Source organism: Achromobacter sp. JCM 18799 (assembly GCF_055395645.1).
On sequence record NZ_AP043866.1, the window covers coordinates 643867 to 662692 of the forward strand.

19 protein-coding genes are annotated in these 18826 nt (G+C 65.2%); 12 read left to right on the forward strand and 7 right to left on the reverse strand.

Features of this window, described 5'->3' with window-relative positions; genetic code table 11:
• Positions 1-26 precede the first annotated feature (26 nt).
• Complete coding sequence (locus ACZ5YA_RS03255; RefSeq protein ID WP_118933660.1) at positions 27-443, reverse strand: cupin domain-containing protein; 417 nt, start codon at positions 441-443, stop codon at positions 27-29.
• 164 nt (positions 444-607) lie between these two features.
• Here ACZ5YA_RS03255 and folC point away from each other — a divergent pair, with 164 nt between their 5' ends.
• The 4 genes from folC to purF all read left to right on the forward strand — a co-directional run bounded on the left by folC (position 608) and on the right by purF (position 4836).
• On the forward strand, positions 608-1918 hold the full coding sequence (gene folC / locus ACZ5YA_RS03260) for a bifunctional tetrahydrofolate synthase/dihydrofolate synthase (protein ID WP_118933661.1): 1311 nt from the start codon (positions 608-610) through the stop codon (positions 1916-1918).
• A gap of 63 nt (positions 1919-1981) precedes the next feature.
• The gene (locus ACZ5YA_RS03265; RefSeq protein WP_059380359.1) at positions 1982-2797 is read left to right on the forward strand and encodes an SPOR domain-containing protein; all 816 of its coding nucleotides are present in this window, start codon (positions 1982-1984) and stop codon (positions 2795-2797) included.
• Positions 2797-3285 carry a CvpA family protein gene (locus tag ACZ5YA_RS03270; RefSeq protein ID WP_054456710.1) on the forward strand — a complete coding sequence of 163 codons (489 nt, stop codon included), beginning with the start codon at positions 2797-2799 and terminating at the stop codon, positions 3283-3285. The genes ACZ5YA_RS03265 and ACZ5YA_RS03270 overlap by 1 nt, the downstream gene beginning before the upstream one ends.
• 30 nt (positions 3286-3315) lie before the next feature.
• Positions 3316-4836, forward strand: coding sequence for an amidophosphoribosyltransferase (gene purF / locus ACZ5YA_RS03275; protein WP_118933663.1), 1521 nt, complete (start codon positions 3316-3318; stop codon positions 4834-4836).
• 83 nt (positions 4837-4919) lie between these two features.
• Here the strand turns inward: purF and ACZ5YA_RS03280 are convergent, their stop codons facing one another.
• The 6 genes from ACZ5YA_RS03280 to ACZ5YA_RS03305 form a co-directional block, all read right to left on the reverse strand.
• Positions 4920-5441, reverse strand: coding sequence for a M48 metallopeptidase family protein (locus ACZ5YA_RS03280; protein WP_306632817.1), 522 nt, complete (start codon positions 5439-5441; stop codon positions 4920-4922).
• A gap of 78 nt (positions 5442-5519) precedes the next feature.
• Entirely contained in the window at positions 5520-6005 is a 486-nt protein-coding gene (locus ACZ5YA_RS03285) for a disulfide bond formation protein B (RefSeq protein WP_059380356.1), read from the reverse strand.
• Positions 6006-6056: 51 nt separating this feature from the next.
• A complete protein-coding gene (locus tag ACZ5YA_RS03290; RefSeq protein ID WP_059380355.1) occupies positions 6057-6770 on the reverse strand; it encodes a MarC family protein in 714 nt (237 codons plus the stop codon).
• Between the two features lie 75 nt (positions 6771-6845).
• On the reverse strand, positions 6846-9452 hold the full coding sequence (locus tag ACZ5YA_RS03295; RefSeq protein WP_059380354.1) for a [protein-PII] uridylyltransferase: 2607 nt from the start codon (positions 9450-9452) through the stop codon (positions 6846-6848).
• A gap of 18 nt (positions 9453-9470) precedes the next feature.
• A complete protein-coding gene (gene map / locus ACZ5YA_RS03300; RefSeq protein WP_059380353.1) occupies positions 9471-10292 on the reverse strand; it encodes a type I methionyl aminopeptidase in 822 nt (273 codons plus the stop codon).
• Between the two features lie 435 nt (positions 10293-10727).
• Complete coding sequence (locus ACZ5YA_RS03305) at positions 10728-11093, reverse strand: hypothetical protein (protein WP_464092010.1); 366 nt, start codon at positions 11091-11093, stop codon at positions 10728-10730.
• A gap of 46 nt (positions 11094-11139) precedes the next feature.
• On the opposite strand from ACZ5YA_RS03305, the gene rpsB reads away from it, so the two are divergent.
• From rpsB to rseP, 8 genes are all read left to right on the forward strand, one after another.
• Positions 11140-11889 carry a 30S ribosomal protein S2 gene (rpsB, locus tag ACZ5YA_RS03310; RefSeq protein WP_054456717.1) on the forward strand — a complete coding sequence of 250 codons (750 nt, stop codon included), beginning with the start codon at positions 11140-11142 and terminating at the stop codon, positions 11887-11889.
• Positions 11890-12067: 178 nt separating this feature from the next.
• Positions 12068-12946: a translation elongation factor Ts gene (tsf, locus tag ACZ5YA_RS03315; RefSeq protein WP_464092011.1), complete on the forward strand. Its 879-nt coding sequence runs from the start codon at positions 12068-12070 to the stop codon at positions 12944-12946.
• Between the two features lie 97 nt (positions 12947-13043).
• Positions 13044-13760 carry a UMP kinase gene (pyrH, locus tag ACZ5YA_RS03320; protein WP_013393440.1) on the forward strand — a complete coding sequence of 239 codons (717 nt, stop codon included), beginning with the start codon at positions 13044-13046 and terminating at the stop codon, positions 13758-13760.
• Between the two features lie 15 nt (positions 13761-13775).
• Entirely contained in the window at positions 13776-14336 is a 561-nt protein-coding gene (gene frr, locus ACZ5YA_RS03325; RefSeq protein WP_059380351.1) for a ribosome recycling factor, read from the forward strand.
• Between the two features lie 179 nt (positions 14337-14515).
• The gene (gene uppS / locus ACZ5YA_RS03330) at positions 14516-15277 is read left to right on the forward strand and encodes a polyprenyl diphosphate synthase (protein ID WP_118933665.1); all 762 of its coding nucleotides are present in this window, start codon (positions 14516-14518) and stop codon (positions 15275-15277) included.
• A gap of 56 nt (positions 15278-15333) precedes the next feature.
• Complete coding sequence (locus ACZ5YA_RS03335; RefSeq protein WP_118933666.1) at positions 15334-16191, forward strand: phosphatidate cytidylyltransferase; 858 nt, start codon at positions 15334-15336, stop codon at positions 16189-16191.
• Positions 16188-17387, forward strand: a complete 1200-nt coding sequence (locus ACZ5YA_RS03340) for a 1-deoxy-D-xylulose-5-phosphate reductoisomerase (RefSeq protein ID WP_280016416.1) — start codon at positions 16188-16190, stop codon at positions 17385-17387. The genes ACZ5YA_RS03335 and ACZ5YA_RS03340 overlap by 4 nt, the downstream gene beginning before the upstream one ends.
• 58 nt (positions 17388-17445) lie before the next feature.
• Complete coding sequence (gene rseP / locus ACZ5YA_RS03345) at positions 17446-18777, forward strand: RIP metalloprotease RseP (protein ID WP_118933668.1); 1332 nt, start codon at positions 17446-17448, stop codon at positions 18775-18777.
• The last annotated feature ends 49 nt before the right edge of the window (positions 18778-18826 follow it).

The following is an 18826-nucleotide window of genomic DNA, read 5'->3' on the forward strand; positions in this document are numbered from 1 at the left end:
CGTCCGCTGCCCGGGGCTGCGCCGCGTCAAGCGGCTGGGGATGGCGCCGGAAAGCCGCGTATCACGCGGTCTGGGGATTCTTCATAAGGGGGCGTGTAGATCACCAACAGGCGGGCGGGCTCGTCGCTGGTGACGGTGAAGACGTGCGGAATGTCCGGAGGGAAGTAGCAGCAGTCGCCGGGTCCCATGTCGGCCCATTCGTCCTGCACCTGGGCGCGCGCCGTGCCGGACAGCAGGTAGCAGACCTGCTCGATGCCGGGGTGGGCGTGCGGCAGGGCGCCCTTGCCCTTGTCGATCACGCCCAGCAGCACTTCCACGCCCCGGGAGCCGACGGTGTCCGGGCCGATCAGGCGCCGGTTCAGGGTGCCGGTGTGATTGGCGGGGTGGTAGCCGGGCACGTCGGCCTCGCGCACCAGCCAGGCGGGGGTCTTGCCTTGCGTCATGGTTGATCCGTTTAAGTTTTCATACGTGAAATTATTTTTATGTATGAGAAAAATAGTGGCAAGCAGTTTTTCGCTGCGGATACCTTGCCGCTCCCTGGGGGATTAGGGAAAACACCGGGCGCGGACTGCTAAAATCGAAGGCTGACCTCACTACCGGCTTTGTCATGTCTTCTGCCCGCACGCCCGACGTTTCCGCCACCCTGTCCGATTGGCTGCAGTACCTGGAATCGATCCACGCCACCGCCATCGACATGGGCCTGGACCGGGTGCGCGAAGTGGCGGGGCGCCTGGGGCTGGAGCTTTCCGGCGTGAAGTTCGTGGTCGGCGGCACCAACGGCAAGGGTTCCACCTGTGCCATGCTGGAGGCAATCCTGCTTGCGGCCGGCTACAAGGTCGGGCTGTATACATCCCCGCACCTGATCAATTTCAACGAACGCGCCCGCATCAACGGCCAGATCGCCACGGACGAGGCCCTGATCGCCCAGTTCCAGGCGGTCGAAGCCGCGCGCGGCGACGTGTCGCTGACCTATTTCGAGTTCACCACGCTGGCGATCCTGCGGCTGTTCTCGCAGTCGAAGCTGGACGCCGTGGTGCTGGAGGTCGGCTTGGGCGGACGGTTGGATGCGGTCAATATCGTCGATGCCGATTGCTCCATCGTCACCAGCGTGGACCTGGACCACACCGACTGGCTGGGCGACACGCGCGAGAAGATCGGCTTCGAGAAAGCGCACATCTACCGCAGCGGCCGGCCGGCCATCTGCAGCGATCCGATGCCGCCGCAATCGTTGCTGGACCACGTCCAGGAAATCGGCGCGGACCTGTGGCTGTTCGGGCGCGACTTCAACTATTCCGGCGACCGCCAGCAATGGGCCTACGGCGGCCGCGAGCAGCGGCGCAATTCACTGGCCTATCCGGCGCTGCGCGGCGCCAACCAATTGCTGAACGCCTCGGCCGCGCTGGCCGCGCTGGAATCGGTGCGCGACCGCCTGCCGGTGCCGCAGCAGGCCGTGCGCCTGGGCTTGCTGCAGGCGTCCCTGCCTGGCCGTTTCCAGATCCTGCCGGGCCAGCCCGCGGTGATCCTGGACGTGGCGCACAATCCGCATGCCGCGGCGGTGCTGGCGCAGAACCTGGACAACATGGGCTTCCATCCCTACACCCACGCGGTGTTCGGCATGCTCAACGACAAGGATCTGGCCGGCGTCATCGCCAAGCTCGGCACGCGCATCGACAACTGGTACTGCGCCGGCCTGCCGGGTCCGCGCGGCACCTCTGGAGACGCGCTGGCGGAGCAGGTCGCCGCCGCGCTGCCGCCTGCGCCGGCGGATGGCGAAAAACCAGGCATCTCCGCTTACCCGGATCCCGCCCAGGCCTTTGCGGCAGCGCGCGAACGGGCAGGGGAGAATGATAGAATCGTGGTGTTCGGCTCGTTTCTCACCGTAGCCTCGGTTTTGCAGGCTCTGGGTCGCAAGGCATAGGCAGCAGCGGGTCAGTCGCGTCCAGGCGGCCCGCCGCCATATCGCCGCAAGGAATTCTCCTCCATGGGTTTTTTCAAACGCAAAGATCCTGCCGACCAGGCGCAGTCCTCCAAACGGGCGGCTGTGCCCAGCGAGGTGCAGGCTGCGGAGCTGCGCGGCCGCGCGCGGCGCAGGCTGGCGGGCGCTGTCGCGCTGGTGCTGGCAGCCGTCATCATCCTGCCCATGGTGCTCGATTCGCAGCCCACGCCTGTGGACGACAACATTCCCATCAGGGTGCCGGACCGCAATACGCCGTTCCAGCCGCAAGTGACCGAACCGCAAGTCGCCGCGCCGCAGACGCCCGCGCCGGGCAGCGCCACGCCGACGGATCCTTCGGCCATTCCCACGCCGCCTCCGGTCACCTCCGTGCCGCCGCCGGCAACGACGACGCCTCCGGCCGCTCAGCCCGCGACGCCGCCCGCGACCGCTGCCGTCACGCCGCCCAAGCCCGAGCCCAAGCCGGCCACGCCGCCCAAGCCCGAACCCAAGCCCGCGACGCCGGCCAAGCCCGATAACCGTTCGGATGACGGCGCGCGCGCACTGGCCTTGCTGGAAGGGCGTCCGGCGCCCGCCGCGTCGGCGCCCGCGCCCAAGCCGGCCGCCAAGGGCAATTTCGTGTTGCAGATCGCCGCCTACACCACATCCGAGGACGCCCAGTCGCGGCGCAGCAAGCTGCACCAGGCGGGCGTCACCAACGCATTCGTGGAACAAGCCACCATCAATGGCAAACAGCAGTACCGTCTGCGGGTGGGGCCGTTCCCCTCGCGCGAGGCGGCGCAGGCGGCCCAGGCGCGGTTGCGCACCCTGGGCTATGACAATGGTTTCATCGCCGCCCAATAGTGACCGGCTTCGACTTCGTCGTGCTGGCCATCCTGGTGGTTTCGGGTGTGCTGGGCCTGGTGCGCGGCCTGCTCAAAGAGGTGCTGTCGCTGGTCGCCTATCTGCTGGCCTTCGTGGCCGCGATATGGTGGGGGCCCACGGTCTATGCCTGGCTGGAGCCCTATATTGAAACGACGCTGCTGCGCATGGGAGTCTCGTACGCTGCAGTGTTCATCATCGTGCTGCTCGGCGTGGGCTTGGTCAACATGACGCTTGCCGCCCTGATCCGCAGCACCGGACTGAGTCCCGCCGACCACGGCCTGGGCGGGATGTTCGGGCTGGCCCGTGGCCTGTTGATCGTGCTGGCGCTGGTCGCCGCCGCAGGCTACACGCCGCTGCCGCAGGAGCCGTGGTGGAAGGACGCCATGTTTTCGCATTCGGCCATCGAGGCCATCAAACATATCAAGACGTGGCTGCCGCCGTCCCTGGCGACGTGGCTGCCGTATTGATTAGCTTTAAATCAACCAGGAACTCTCACCATGTGTGGAATCGTAGGGGTCATCGGGCGCGGGCCGGTCAACCAGCTGCTCTATGACAGCTTGCTGCTGTTGCAGCATCGCGGGCAGGACGCCGCGGGCATCGCGACATCGCAAGGCAACCAATTCAATATGTACAAGGCGCACGGCCTGGTGCGCGACGTCTTCCGTACGCGCAACATGCGCGCGCTGCCGGGTACGTCGGGCGTCGGCCAGGTCCGCTATCCCACCGCGGGCTCCAGCGCCAGCGAGGAAGAGGCCCAGCCGTTCTACGTCAACGCGCCGTTCGGCATCATGTTGTCCCACAACGGCAACCTGACCAACTGGCGCGAGCTGCGCGAATCGCTCTACCGCGTCGACCGCCGCCACATCAACACCAACTCCGATTCCGAAGTCCTGCTGAACGTGCTGGCGCACGAGCTGCAATCGGCGGCTAGCGGCGTGTCGCTGGACGACGACGCGATCTTCCGCGCCGTGTCGGCCCTGCACAAGCGCGTGCGCGGCGCCTATGCCGTGGTGGCGCAGATCTCCGGTTACGGCCTGCTGGCCTTCCGCGATCCCAACGGCATCCGTCCGCTGTGCATCGGCCGTCAGGAAACCGAAGAGGGCGTGGAGTGGATGGTCGCGTCGGAATCCGTGGCGCTGGAAGGCAGCGGCTTTGCCTTCGTGCGCGACGTCGAGCCCGGCGAAGCCGTGTTCATCGACCTGGACGGCCGCTTCGTCAGCCGCCAGTGCGCCGACAATCCGCAACTGGTCCCCTGCATTTTTGAATACGTGTATTTCGCGCGTCCGGATTCGCTGATCGACGGCGTGTCGGTATACGACGCCCGTCTGCGCATGGGCGAGTACCTGGCCGACAAGGTGGCGCGCAACATGCGCCTGGGCGATATCGACGTGGTCATGCCGATTCCGGATTCCTCGCGTCCCGCCGCCATGCAGCTGGCCGCGCGGCTGAACCTGGACTATCGCGAAGGCCTGATCAAGAACCGCTACGTGGGCCGCACCTTCATCATGCCGGGCCAGGCCGTGCGCCGTAAGTCCGTGCGCCAGAAGCTCAATGCCATCGGCATGGAGTTCAAGGGCAAGAACGTGTTGCTGGTGGACGACTCCATCGTGCGCGGCACGACCAGCCGCGAGATCGTGGACATGGCCCGCGCCGCCGGCGCCAACAAGGTCTACTTCGCCTCGGCGGCGCCCCCGGTGCGCTTCCCGAACGTCTACGGCATCGACATGCCCACGCAGAGCGAACTCATCGCCACCGGCCGCAACGACGAGGAAATCGCCCGCGCGATCGGCGCCGACTCGCTGGTCTACCAGGACCTGCACGACATGCAGCAGGCGGTCCGGGATATCAATCCCAAGCTGTCGCGCTTCGAGGCGTCCTGCTTCGACGGCCAGTATGTTACGGGCGACATCACCCCCGAGTACTTGGCTCGCCTGGGCCAGTCCCGTGGCGAACCGGGCGAGGAAGGCGGGGCCAGCGGCCTGCAGTTCAACATGGGCTACGCCGCCAGCGACGCCTGACGCGTCTGTCTGGTGGCAAGAAAAATGCCGTCCTTCGGGACGGCATTTTTTATTGCGCGGTACTGAGCGCTTGCTCAGGGATATCAGGCCGCCGCCTTCCACAAGGTTTCGCGTGTCGCCTCCAGGTGCGTCAGATACAGCCGCAAGTCGAACTCGTACTGGTGGTACTGCGGTTCCATGCGCAGGCACAGGTTGTAGAAGGCCTTGTTGTGGTCCTTTTCCTTCAGGTGCGCCAGCTCATGCACCGTGATCATCTTCAGGAACTCTGCCGGCACGGTCTTGAACAGCGTCGCCACCCGGATTTCATGCTTGGCCTTGAGCTTGCCGCCCTGCACGCGCGAGATGTAGGTGTGCTGGCCGAGCGCATGCTGGATCACATGGATCTTGCTGTCGAAGGCGACCTTGTTGATCTGGTCGCCGTTGCGCATATAAGTGTTCTTCAGTTCCGTCACGTACTGATAGAGCGCCCGGTCGGTGCGCACGTCATGAGGGCCGGCGGGATAGCGCGCCAGCAGCGCAGGACCCAGCTTGTCTTGGTCGAGCAGCTTTTGGGCCTGGGCGAGCAGGGATTCCGGGTATCCGGTCAGGTATTTCAGGGTGGACATGATCGAGGCGGGCGTGGTCAGGCAGCCCGGCGTTTGGCTGCCGCCCGCAAGGCTGCAGGCGGCATCGGGAAGAGGAGGTTACTGCGACCCGCCGCGCCGGAATACGACCGGCAGCGCCATGAAGAAAATGATGACGAAGAGCGCCAGGCTCCAAAGCGCGTATTCGATGCCCAGCACCGGCACCTTGGCGTCCATGCAGGTGGCATAGATGCCGAACAGCCACGGCACGGCGCTTTCCAGGCCGATGCCCGTCATGAAGCGGTCGGCGAAGGTCTGGTCGCAGGACAGCATGTTGGCCGCTACGCTGTACTGATACCAGGCGGCCGCGATGCCGCCCAGGGACAGCAGCGCGGCGAGTGCGCCGCACAGGCGCGTCAGCGCGCGTCCGCCGCCGAATCCGCCCACCAGCGCGATGACGCCGATCACCAGGTAGATCAGGCGCTGCATGACGCACCAGGCGCAGGGAGGCATGTCGAAGACATGCTGGGAAACCAGGGCGAGGCCGACGGCGCCGAAGCAGAAGAGGGCGATCAGGCGGAGCAGGCGTTCTGAGCGAGAGGTCATTGTTGCTTTGCAAGGGTTGGAAAAGGGGGCGGACTCGGCCCCGAGCCAGGCTTAGGCCTTGGGAATCGGAATTGGTTGCATCACTTGCTGCAACACGCCCAGCAGTAGTTCGCGCGAACCTTCCCAGAAGATCTGCACGCCCAGGCACAGCATGATGAAGGCCGACAGGCGCATGAACACGGCGGTGCCATTGTCGCCCAGGCGGTGCAGCATCTGCGCCGCAAAGCGCAGGCAGATGTAGAGCGTGACCGACACGACGATGATGCCCGGAATCGATCCGCCCAGCCGCAGCAGGCTCAGCACGTGGTTCTGGTCGCGCAGCGACACCCCCACGGTGATGGCCGCGGCGATGGATCCGGGGCCGCAACTGATGGGGAAGGTCAGGGGATAGAACGCGCGGGCCTTGGCCATTTCCGGAGTAAAGGACTCGGCCATGCGCGCCACGCGTTCGGTGTCGGCGTCGGGTGAATTCACCAGCCGCCAGGCGCTGGCGATCACGAGCATGCCGCCGCCGACTCGCACGATGGACAGCGAAATGCCGAAGAAGCTGAGCAGCACGTTGCCCGCGACCATGGCGACGATCAGCATCAGGCAGACATTGATGGCCACGCGCTTGGCCAGCACCATCCGGGTGGACGACGACGCGCCCTCGGTCAGCGACAGGAAGATCGGCGCGATCGCGGGCGGGTTGAGGAACGGCAACAGGGTAGCCAGCGCGAAAAAGAAGCTGGTACCGAAAACGCGCAGATAATCGTTTAGCTCCATGGGGAGGGCATCGCCTGGCCGAAAACCGGGATTGTATGCGGTCCCGGCGGCGCTGGCGATGCCGGGCGCCCGCGGTCAGGCGGCGCGCTGCTGGGCTTCCTCGCCCGCCAGGGCGTCCAGGACGTCGCGCTCGAACTGCATCTGGCTGCGCGGGCGCGTCAGCGCGGTGCCGTCGACGATGAAGACGTCTTCGACCCGGTCGCCCAGCGTCATGATCTTGGCCATCAGCAGGTTCACCTCGTGGCTGGCAAAGACGCGGGCCAGGGCGTGCAGCAGGCCGGGCCGGTCGGTGGCAGTCACGGACAGGCGCCAGGAGGTGCTGCGCTCGTCGGGCTGCAGTTCGGCCTGCGGCATGACCGGGAACACCCGTGACACGCGGGACTGGCGGCCGCGGCTGTAGTAGCCGCCGCGAGCGGGTTGCTGCAAGGCGGCGGCGTGCGGGTCCTTGAGGCGTTCGGCCAGTTCGTGTTCGACCAGGGTGGCCTGGGCGCGCAGGTCGCTGGCGCCTTCCGGCAGCAGCACGATGAAGCTGTCCAGCGCCCAGCCGTGGCGCGTGGTGTGGATGCGGGCATCCTGAATGGAAAGCGACTTGGCGTCGAAATAGCCGCAGATCGCCACGAACAGGTCGGGCGCATCGCGGGTGTACACCATGATCTGCAGGCCTTCGCCGTGTTCGGTCGGGCGGGCCTTGACCACCGCCTGCGCCGGCGCGACTTGATGGTATAGGTGGCGGGTGTGCCAGGCGATGTCCGAGGCGTCGTGGCGCAGGAAGTACGCCACGTCGAGCTGGTTCCAGAAGGCCTCGCGGGCGTCGTCGCGCAGGCCCGCCAGGCGGGTCAGGCGGGCGGCTTCTTCCTTGCGTTCGGTCAGGACAGTGTGGGCGTCGGCATGGGCGCCGCCCAGGGCGGCCAGCGTCAGCTTGTACAGATCTTCCAGCAGCTTGCCCTTCCAGGCGTTCCAGACCTTGGGGCTGGTGCCGCGGATATCGGCCACCGTCAGCAGATACAGCGCTGTCAGATGGCGCTCGTCCTTCACGGTGGCGGCGAAGTCCTGCACCACGGTCGGATCGGACAGGTCGCGCTTTTGCGCCACGGCCGACATCAGCAGATGCTGGCGGACCAGGAACTCGACCAGCTTGGCGTCCTCGGGCTCCATGCCGTGGTCTTGGGCAAACTTGCGCACTTCGCGCGCGCCCAGCTCGGAGTGGTCGCCGCCGCGGCCCTTGGCGATGTCGTGGAACAGCGCGGCCACGTACAGCAGCCAGTGCCGGTCCAGGCCGGCGATCAGCTGGCTGGCCAGCGGATATTCCTGGGCGTGCTCCGGCATGGTGAAGCGGCGCAGGTTGCGCACCACCGCCAGCGTGTGCTGGTCCACCGTGTAGGCGTGGAACAGGTCATGCTGCATCTGGCCGACGATGCGGCGGAATACCGGCAGATAGCGCGGCAGGATGTTCAGCATGGTCATGCGCCGCAGCTCGTGCACGATGCCGCGCGGCTGCTGCAGGATTTGCAGGAACAGCTTGCGGTTGACCGGGTTGCGGCGGAACTGCGCGTCGATGCGGTGGCGCGAATGCCAGATGGCGCGCAGCGTGCGCGCCGACATGCCGGTCAGTTCCGGGTGCTGCTGCATCACCAGGAAGGCGCGCAGCAGCAGGGTGGGATTGCGCTCGAAACCGTCGTCGCGAATGATGTCCAGGCGGTCCCGCAGATTGCGGAAGTCGTCGTCGATGTCGCGCGCGTCGCTGTCCGGGCGCGGAAACAGCCGTTCCTCGATGTTCTGCACCAGGATGCCGTTGAGCTGCGTCACCAGACGCGCCGCCCAGTAGTAGCGCTGCATCAGCAACTCGCTGCCGCGGCGGGTGGCGGTGGCGTGGATGCCGTAGACCTCGGCCAGGGCGGGCTGCAGGTCGAACAGCACGCGGTCTTCGCGCCGGTTCGCCAGCAGGTGCAATTCGATGCGCAGGCGCTTGAAGGCTTGTTCGGCCTTGCGCAGGTCGCGCGCCTCGGACGAAGTAAGCAGGCCGGCCTGCGCCACGGAGCGCCAGCTGTTGCCAAAGCCGGCCGCCCGGGCCATCCACAGGATGACCTGCAGGTCGCGCAGTCCGCCCGGCGACTCCTTGCAGTTCGGCTCCAGCGCATAGGGCGTGTCTTGGTAGCGCGCGTGGCGCTGCTGCATTTCGACGCGTTTGGCGCGAAAAAAAGCGCGCGGGTCCAGGCGCGACTTGGTCGCGGCTTCGAAGGCCTTCATCAGCGTGCGGCTGCCGGCCAGCCAGCGGGATTCCAGCAGAGCCGTTTCCACGGTGATATCGGCATCCGCCTCGCGTTCGCAGTCCTCGATGGTGCGTACGCTATGGCCGGGCTCCAGCCCTAGGTCCCACAGCGAGGCCACCAGCTTCTCGATGGCCGACTCGTCCTCGGGCGTGGGGGCGTGCGGCAGCAGGATCAGCAGGTCCACGTCGGAGTGCGGGTAAAGCTCGCCCCGGCCATAGCCGCCCACGGCCGCCAGCGTGGCGCCGGCGGGCAGCGGGCAATGCTTGATCAGGTCGCGCAGCGCGGCGTCGACGATGCGGCGCAGCTCGGACAGCAGGGTGTCCGGCCGCAGGTGCGTGCGGAATTGCGCCACCGCGGTCCGCCGGGCTTCCTGGATGCGTTCGCGCAGGGCGCTGAGTATGGCGGCGGTCATGGTGGCTAAGCTTGTGTATCAGACGGCTGGGATGACCAGGGGTTCGGTGACGAAGGCGGGCGGCTTGGGCATTCCTGGCGACAGGGTCAATACTTCGTAGCCGGTCTCGGTGACACAGACAGCATGCTCCCATTGGGCCGACAGGCTGTGGTCGCGGGTGACGACCGTCCAGCCATCGGACAGCTGGCGGATCTCGCGGCGTCCGGCATTGATCATGGGTTCGATGGTGAACAGCATGCCCGTCGTCAGCTTCACGCCCGTACCCGGCTTGCCATAGTGCAGCACCTGCGGGTCTTCGTGGAAGCGCTGGCCGATGCCGTGGCCGCAGAACTCGCGCACCACTGAAAAGCCGTTGGCCTCGGCGTGCTTCTGGATCGCGTTGCCGATGTCGCCCAACGTGGCCCCGTTTTTCACCTGCTGGATGCCCTTCCACATGCATTCGAAGGTGATCTCGGTCAGGCGGCGCGACAATATGGACTGTTCGCCTACCGCGTACATGCGGCTGGTGTCACCGAACCAGCCATCCTTGATGATGGTGACGTCGATATTCAGCGAGTCGCCGTTTTTCAGCACCTTATCGCCCGGGATGCCATGGCAGACTTGGTGGTTGACCGAGGTGCAGATGGCGCCGGGGAAGGGCGGATAGCCCGGGGGCGCATAGCCCACCGTGGCGGATTTCACGCCCAGTTCATCGGTCAGGTACTCCAGGCAGAGGCGGTCCAGCTCCCCGGTGGTGACCCCAGGCTTGACGTAAGGCGTGATGAAATCGAGGACTTTGGCCGCATCCTGGCAGGCGGCGCGCATCTTGGCCAGGTCGGCTTGATTGGTGATAGTGCCCATGGAATAGCTTGGCGATGTCTCGCTTGAATGTCTGCTTGAAAGAATAGTAGAATTATAGGCTTCCCTAAAATTTTGGGGAGCAATCGGGTTACGGCAAAGGCTGAACCCGGCGGGTGCAGGCAGCGGAACCGATGCCTCGCAAACCCGGCAGTTGTTCTGGCAGCGGGTCCTTTCATAGTGATCGGCGGCGCGCCCTGAAGTTTCACCGCAAGCGAAGGTTGTGGAGCGAAATCGGGCAGACCGTTGATTCCGTGGGTGGATACGCGAACAGGAAACCAGTCGGGCGGGCGGGGATAGCGGCAAATCCGGAGCAGGCGCCAGGCTGGGGACGCGGCGTGCTTGTAAGCCCGGTCATGTTTTAGAGCGGCGATGCAGGCTCAGAGTTTGGACTCGGTGTGGATGTCGGCTTAAGTTCTTGAAAACGTTCGCGTTTTCTTAAGAAATGCCCCGATGGTCTGATGCGCGGTCGAACTGAAGTCTGGGTGTAAAAAACCCTTGCTTGAACGCGAAGAGCTGGATTTTCCAGAGCTGGATTTCGCCGCCAACAAAACAGGTCCGGGTGCGCTTTCGGGAAACCGCCGGAAACTTCCAGGAAATTCCTGGTGGGTCTGGAAAAGCGCCTGCAAGCAAGCGGTGCAAGGCTCTTGGTCGTGGCGGCCGTCTGGGTTTATCGCGGCAGCATAGTAGAAGGCGCCCCAGGGCGTCGTAGTTATTGCGGCAGTGATCGGTCGGCCCGGTTAAAATTTTGTCATCCCGCATTTGCGGGAAATCGCGCGCAACACCACCCAGGGTGTCAGTCAAAGGCTGATGCAGGTGCGGCGCAAGAAATCAACCCTTGGAGAAAGTTATGTCTTTGATGCGCGAAATGCTGGAAGCGGGTGTCCACTTTGGTCACCAGACCCGCTACTGGAACCCCAAGATGGCCCCCTTCATCTTCGGCCATCGCAACAAGATTCACATCATCAACCTGGAAAAGACGGTTGATAAGTACCAGGAAGCCACCAAGTTCGTGAAGCAGCTGGCTGCTCGCGGCGGCAACATCCTGTTCGTCGGCACCAAGCGCGCTGCCCGCGAGCTGGTCGCCGCTGAAGCCTCCCGTTGCGGCATGCCCTTCGTCGACGCCCGCTGGCTCGGCGGCATGCTGACCAACTTCAAGACGGTCAAGACCTCGGTCAAGCGCCTGAAGGACATGGAAGCCGTTGTCGCCGAAGGCGGCGCCGAGCGCATGATCAAGAAGGAAGGCCTGCTGTTCCAGCGCGAACTGGAAAAGCTGAACAAGTCGATCGGCGGCATCAAGGACATGAACGGTCTGCCTGACGCCATTTTCGTGATCGACGTCGGCTACCACAAGATCGCCATCGCCGAAGCCAAGACCCTGGGTATCCCCGTGGTCGCCGTGGTTGACACCAACCACTCGCCCGAAGGCATCGACTACGTCATCCCCGGCAACGACGACTCGGCCAAGGCCATCGCGCTGTACGCCAAGGGCATCGCCGACGCCGTGCTGGAAGGCCGCGAACAGAACCTGAACGGTCTGGTCGAAGAACTGGGCGAAGGCCAGGAAGAGTTCGTCGAAGTGCAGGACAACCAGGCCTAAGCCTGTTGTCATGTCCGGCGGTTAGCGTCTGGGAGCGGTGCCGAAATCGGTCCGCTCCCGCCTCGCCGGCAATGCGAAGGTGGGCTCCCATCTTCCTGATCCGCTAGTCGCGGATGTCCCATCGAATCAAACCACTGTCCCGGTGCGCCGGGGCATGTTCTAGCAAATTGGAGCAAACATGGCTGAAATTACCGCTACCCTGGTCAAGGAACTGCGCGAAAAGACCGACGCGCCCATGATGGAGTGCAAGAAGGCCTTGACGGAAGCCGAGGGCGACCTGGCCCGCGCCGAGGAAATCCTGCGCGTCAAGCTGGGCAACAAGGCCAGCAAGGCTGCCGCTCGCGTCACCGCTGAAGGCCTGATCGGTCTGTTCATCTCCGCCGACGCCAAGAAGGGCGCCGTCATCGAAATCAACTGCGAAACCGACTTCGTCGCCAAGAACGACGACTTCGTCGGCTTCGTGAACAAGCTGGCCGAACTGGTCGCCACGCAGAACCCCGCCACGGTGGAAGCCCTGTCGGCGCTGCCCTACGGCGACGGCACGGTTGAAAGCACCCGCACCGCCCTGATCGGCAAGATCGGCGAAAACATCTCGATCCGCCGCTTCGAGCGCATCGAGACCCCGAACGCGCTGGCCAGCTACGTGCACGGCGGCAAGATCGGCGTGCTGGTCGAATACACCGGCGCGGAAGAAGTGGGCAAGGACCTGGCGATGCACATCGCCGCCACCAAGCCCAAGGCTCTGAACGCCGACGGCGTGAACCCCGCCGACATCGCCGCCGAACGCTCGGTCGCCGAACAGAAGGCCGCCGAATCGGGCAAGCCGGCTGACATCGTCGCCAAGATGGTCGAAGGCTCGGTCGCGAAGTTCCTGAAGGAAGTCACCCTGCTGTCGCAGCCGTTCGTCAAGAGCGACAAGCACAGCGTTGAGCAGATGCTCAAGGAAAAGGGCGCTTCGATCAGCAAGTTCGTGCTGTTCGTTGTCGGCGAAGGTATCGAGAAGAAGACCAGCGATTTCGCCGCTGAGGTCGCCGCTGCCGCCGCCGGCCGCGCCTGACCCAGGGTAGTGCTTAAGGGCCGGCGCTAGATTAAATTCTAGTCCGGCCTATTTCTTGTCTTACACTTTCGTCGGATTGTTCTTCGGGATATCACCTATGAGCAGCAGAGCATACAAACGGGTTCTTCTCAAACTTTCCGGCGAGGCGCTGATGGGCGACGATGCATTCGGCATCAACCGCTCCACCATCGTCCGCATGACCGATGAGGTCGCTGAAGTCGCCGCCACGGGCGTCGAGCTGGCCATCGTCATCGGCGGGGGCAATATTTTCCGTGGCGTCGCCCCGGGCGCGCAGGGCATGGACCGCGCGACCGCCGACTACATGGGCATGATGGCCACCATCATGAACGCGCTTGCGCTGCAAGACGCGCTCAAGCACAAAGGTGTCGACACCCGCGTGCAATCGGCCTTGAATATCGATCAGGTCGTCGAACCGTACATCCGCCCGAAGGCGCTGCGCTACCTCGAAGAGGGCAAGGTCGTCATCTTCGCGGCAGGTACCGGCAATCCCTTCTTCACCACGGACACGGCTGCTGCGTTGCGCGGCGCCGAGATCGGGGCGGAGATCGTGCTGAAGGCCACCAAGGTCGACGGCATCTACAGCGCGGATCCCAACAAGGATCCCACCGCCACGCGTTACTCGCGCATCAGCTTCGACGAAGCGATCGTCCGCCGGCTGGAAGTCATGGATGCCACCGCCTTCGCGCTGTGCCGTGACCAGAAGCTGCCGATCAAAGTGTTTTCGATCAATAAGTCCGGCGCCCTCAAGCGGGTCGTCAGCGGCGAAGACGAAGGCACCTTGGTACACGTCTAAAGAAAAGGAAATTCCATGAGCGTCGCAGAAATCCGCAAATCCGCCGAAGCCAGGATGGCCAAGTCGCTTGACACGCTCAAGACCAACCTGGCCAAGATCCGTACGGGCCGCGCCCACACCGGCATCCTGGACCACGTGCAGGTCGAGTACTACGGCTCGCCCGTGCCGATCAGCCAGGTTGGCAACGTGAACCTCGTGGACGCCCGCACCATCAGCGTGCAGCCCTACGAGAAGAGCATGGCCTCCGCGATCGAAAAGGCGATCCGCGAATCGGACCTGGGTCTGAACCCCATGTCGATGGGCGACACGATCCGCGTGCCGATGCCTGCGCTGACCGAAGAGCGCCGCCGCGACCTGACCAAGGTGGTCCGCAGCGAAGGCGAGGACGCCAAGGTGGCCGTGCGCAACCTGCGCCGCGAAGCCAACGAAGCGCTGAAGAAGCTGGTCAAGGACAAGGAAATCTCCGAGGACGACGAACGCCGTTCGCAGGACGACGTCCAGAAGCTGACCGACCGCAGCGTGGCTGACATCGACAAGATGGTCACGCAGAAAGAAGCGGAAATCATGACCGTATAATTCCTGGATGCCGTCAGGGTGACAGGCTAGCCCCTATCTCCCTGGCGACCGGGATATCCTGCCTGAGCGCCGTCCTGTCCATTGATTCGCAGCCTTGCTGCCTAGCGGTGGAACGACGGCGCAGGCTTTTCTTCACGTAATTCCGTTTTCGCCGTTTCACCGCGCGCAGCCCCAGACCAATGGCAACCAGTTCGACCCAGGCGGTTCCCGCTACCCGCGACATTCCCGAGCACGTGGCCATCATCATGGATGGCAATGGCCGGTGGGCGACTAGGCGGCTGCTGCCGCGCACTGCGGGCCACGCCAAGGGCGTGCAGGCGGTGCGGCGCGTGGTCGAGGCCTGCGGCCGCGCCGGCGTGCGCTATCTGACCCTGTTCGCCTTCAGTTCCGAGAACTGGCGCCGTCCGGCAGAGGAAGTGTCGCTGCTCATGCGCCTGTTCGTGCAGGCGCTGGAGCGCGAGATCGGCAAGCTGGAAGAGCAGGGCGTGCGCCTGCACGTCATCGGCGACCTGTCGGCCTTCGAGCCCCGTTTGCAGGAGCTGATCTTCGCGGCCCAGGAGCGCACGGCACACAACGACCGCCTGCACCTGACGGTCGCCGCCAACTATGGCGGTCGCTGGGACATCCTGCAGGCGACCCGCGCCATGCTGGCCGCCGAGCCCGCACTGGCCACCCAGCCCCAGCTGGTCGACGAGGAGCGCCTGGCGCGCCATCTGTCCATGTCCTGGGCGCCAGAACCCGATCTGTTCATCCGCACCGGCGGCGAACAGCGCATTTCCAATTTCCTGATCTGGCAGATGGCTTACGCGGAGTTCTACTTCACGGATCGCTACTGGCCGGATTTCGGCGCCGCCGAGCTCGCGGCCGCCTTTGACTGGTACCGCACGCGCGAACGCCGCTTTGGCCGTACCAGCGCGCAAGTCAGCGAAAACGGCGCGTAATAAAACGGACGGCGACTAGCGCGTCTTTCCAGGGCTGTACACGAGGAGACCGTCAAATGTTGGGCCAGCGTATCGTTACCGCAGTCGTTCTGTTGGCCGTTCTGGCCGCCGCGATGGTCAGCGCGAACCCCTGGTGGTTCGTTGCGCTTCTGGCCCTGGCTGCCGCCTGCGCCAATTGGGAGTGGCTGCGCCTGACCCTGCCGCAACCGCCTTCCCCTCTCATTGCCGTCGGCGTCGCCGTCCTGCTGTTCGGGGGCATGCTGGCGTTGGCGTCCGCCTGGCTCGCGGGGCAGAATGCCGGCATTGCGGATCCCGTCTGGGTGCTGCGTTATGTGGTGCCGGCGGTGGCCGCGGTTTGGCTGTTCGGCGGTCTGACGGCGGTGGTGCGCGGGCGCTCCGATGCGCCTCCCGCCAGCTTGGGCTGGTCGGTTTTTTCCGTGCCCGCGGCGTTTGCCGCCTGGGCCGTGCTGGCGCAGATGTTCGTGGCGCATGGCGCCGGTTTCGTGGTGTCGCTGCTGGCACTGGTCTGGGTCGCCGACATTGCCGCCTATTTTGCCGGCAGAGCCTTTGGCAAGCGTAAACTGGCCCCGCGGGTCAGCCCGGGCAAGACGGTCGCGGGCGCGGTCGCCGGCGTCCTGGGCGCGGTGGTCTGGATCGGTCTTTCCAGCCTGTGGGAAGGCACTTACGGCCATGCGCTGGTCGAGCGCTGGAGCTTCTGGCTGGCGCTGCCCATTGCCGCCGTGCTCGGCGTGCTGTCGATCGTGGGCGACCTGTTCGAATCGCTGCTCAAGCGGCGCGCCGGCCGCAAGGATTCCAGCACGCTGCTGCCTGGCCACGGCGGGGTCTATGACCGCATCGACGCGATTCTCCCGGTCGCGCCGTTTGCGCTACTTTTGTCTGGAGTGTTGTTTTGACGGCTTTTCAACGCGTCGTCGTGCTGGGATCGACCGGTTCGATCGGTGAAAGCACGCTGGATGTGATCGCCCGCCACCCCGAGCGCCTGGCGGTTTACGCGCTGTCGGCGTACAGCCGGATGGCGCGCCTGGCGGAGCAGGCGCAGGCCAGCCGCGCTGCCGTGGTGGTGGTGCCGGACTCGGCGGCCCGCGAGAAATTCATTGCCGCATGGGCCGACGGCCAGCCCATGCCGGAAATCCGGGTCGGCGCCCAGGCGTTGGCCGATACCGCCGCCGATCCCCAATGCGACTCCGTCATGGCGGCCATCGTGGGGGCTGCGGGACTGCCCGCTGCCCTGGCGGCCGCCCGCAGCGGCAAGCGCGTATTGCTGGCCAACAAGGAAGCGCTGGTTGCAGCCGGCTCGCTCTTCATGCAGGCCGTACGCGACAACGGCGCCGAACTGCTGCCTATCGACAGCGAACATAACGCCATTTTCCAATGCCTGCCTCATGGCGGGCGAGCCGTCGCGCCGGATCGCCCGGCGCCCGGCGTGCGCCGTCTGCTGCTGACCGCCTCCGGCGGCCCTTTCCGCGGACGCGACCTGGAAGACCTGCACGATGTGACGCCGGCCCAGGCTTGCGCTCATCCCAACTGGAGCATGGGCCGCAAGATCTCGGTCGATTCCGCCACCATGCTCAATAAGGGCCTGGAGGTGATCGAGGCGCATTGGCTGTTCGCGATGCCTGCTGACCGCATCGAGGTGGTGGTGCATCCCCAGAGCGTGGTGCATTCCATGGTCGAGTACGACGACGGCTCGGTGCTGGCTCAGCTTGGCCAGCCCGACATGCGCACGCCCATCGCCTACGGCCTGGGCTTTCCCGAACGCCTGGACAGCGGCGTCGGTCCGCTGGACCTGACGCGCCTGGGGCGGCTGGACTTCGAAAAGCCGGATCTGGCCCGCTTTCCGTGCCTGGCCCTGTCGTTCGCGGCGCTGCGCGCCGGGCAGGGAGCCTGCGTGGCGCTGAACGCCGCCAATGAGATCGCCGTGGAGGCCTTCCTGAGCGGTCGGCTGCCCTATACCTGGATTCCGCGGGTAATCGAGGCTTCCCTGGAGTGGCAGGCGCGGCAAGCATCTGTTACGCTCAACAGTCTTGACGACGTGCTCGCGCTTGATTCCGACGCGCGCGTCTTCGCGGGCAACCTGGGCCTGGCCTGACGCAGGCTCGGTCGCCACCGTCCGCCTGCCTCTGATTTCCTAGATTTCTCCGATTCCGATGCTTTTCACCCTGCTGGCCTTTGCGGTTGCGCTTGGCTCCCTGATCATCTTCCATGAACTGGGGCACTATTGGGTGGCCCGTCTGTGCGGCGTGAAGGTGCTGCGCTTCTCGGTGGGATTTGGCAAGGTCATTCTGCGCCGCACCGACCGCCACGGCACGGAATGGGCCGTTTCGGCCCTGCCGCTGGGCGGCTACGTCAAGATGCAGGACGATCCCCCCGCCGGCGCGAGCCCGGCGGAAGTGGCAGGGGCCTTCAACAGCAAGCCCGTCGGCCAGCGTATCGCCATCGTCGCCGCCGGCCCCATTTTCAACCTGATACTCGCGGTCTTCCTCTACGCCGGCCTGAACATGGCCGGCACCGAGGAGCCCGTGGCCGTTATCGCCCAGCCCGCGGCCGACACGCCGGCCGCCCGCGCCGGCCTTTTGTCGGGCGACCGCATCCTGGCCATCGACGGCGAAGAGGTGGCCTCCTGGTCCGACGCGCGCTGGCGCCTGATGGACGTCATGGCTACCGGCGGCAGCGCCAGGATCGAGGTCAAGACGCCTGCGGGCGCGGTCCAGCAGCGCGAACTGGTGCTGCCGTCGAACACGATGGATCCGGCTGGCGGCGACCCGCTGGCCGCAGCCGGCGTGCGCCTGGCCCAGCCCAAGCCCGCTGTGCGCGTCGTCAACGACGGCGGCGAAGGGCAGGCGGCCGGCCTGCGGGCGGGTGACCTGGTCCTGGCCGTGAACGGCGTCCCCACCCCGGACACCAGCGCGCTGGTCCGGCAGATCCAGGAAAGCGCCGGCAAGACCCTGGCCATGACCCTGGCGCGCGACGGCGCCAATGTTTCCCTGAACGTCACGCCCCGTGCCGAGACGGTCAACGGCCAGGTAATTGGCCGCCTGGGCGTCCAGCTGGGCGGCGACATTCCCATGGTGACCGTGCGCTACGGTGTATTCGAAAGCCTGTGGAAGGGCGCCGTGCGCACCTGGGACACCGCCTGGTTCTCCCTGCGCATGATGGGGCGCATGGTCACGGGCGACGTTTCCTGGCGCAATGTCAGCGGTCCCGTGACCATCGCGGATTACGCCGGCCAGACCGCCAGAATCGGAATTGTTGCGTACATCGCTTATATCGCCTTGATCAGTATCAGCCTGGGCGTACTAAATTTGCTGCCCATTCCCATGCTGGACGGTGGCCATCTGCTGTACTATCTCGTCGAAATTGTGCGGGGTAGCCCGCCGCCAGCAAGGTGGATCGATATCGGACAGCGCGCCGGCATAGGTTTATTGGCAAGCCTGATGGGGCTTGCGCTGTTCAATGATTTCACGCGTTTGTTCACTTGAACGCGATTTAGCATAAAATCCCCCGCCATTTGCACGACCGAGGATACTC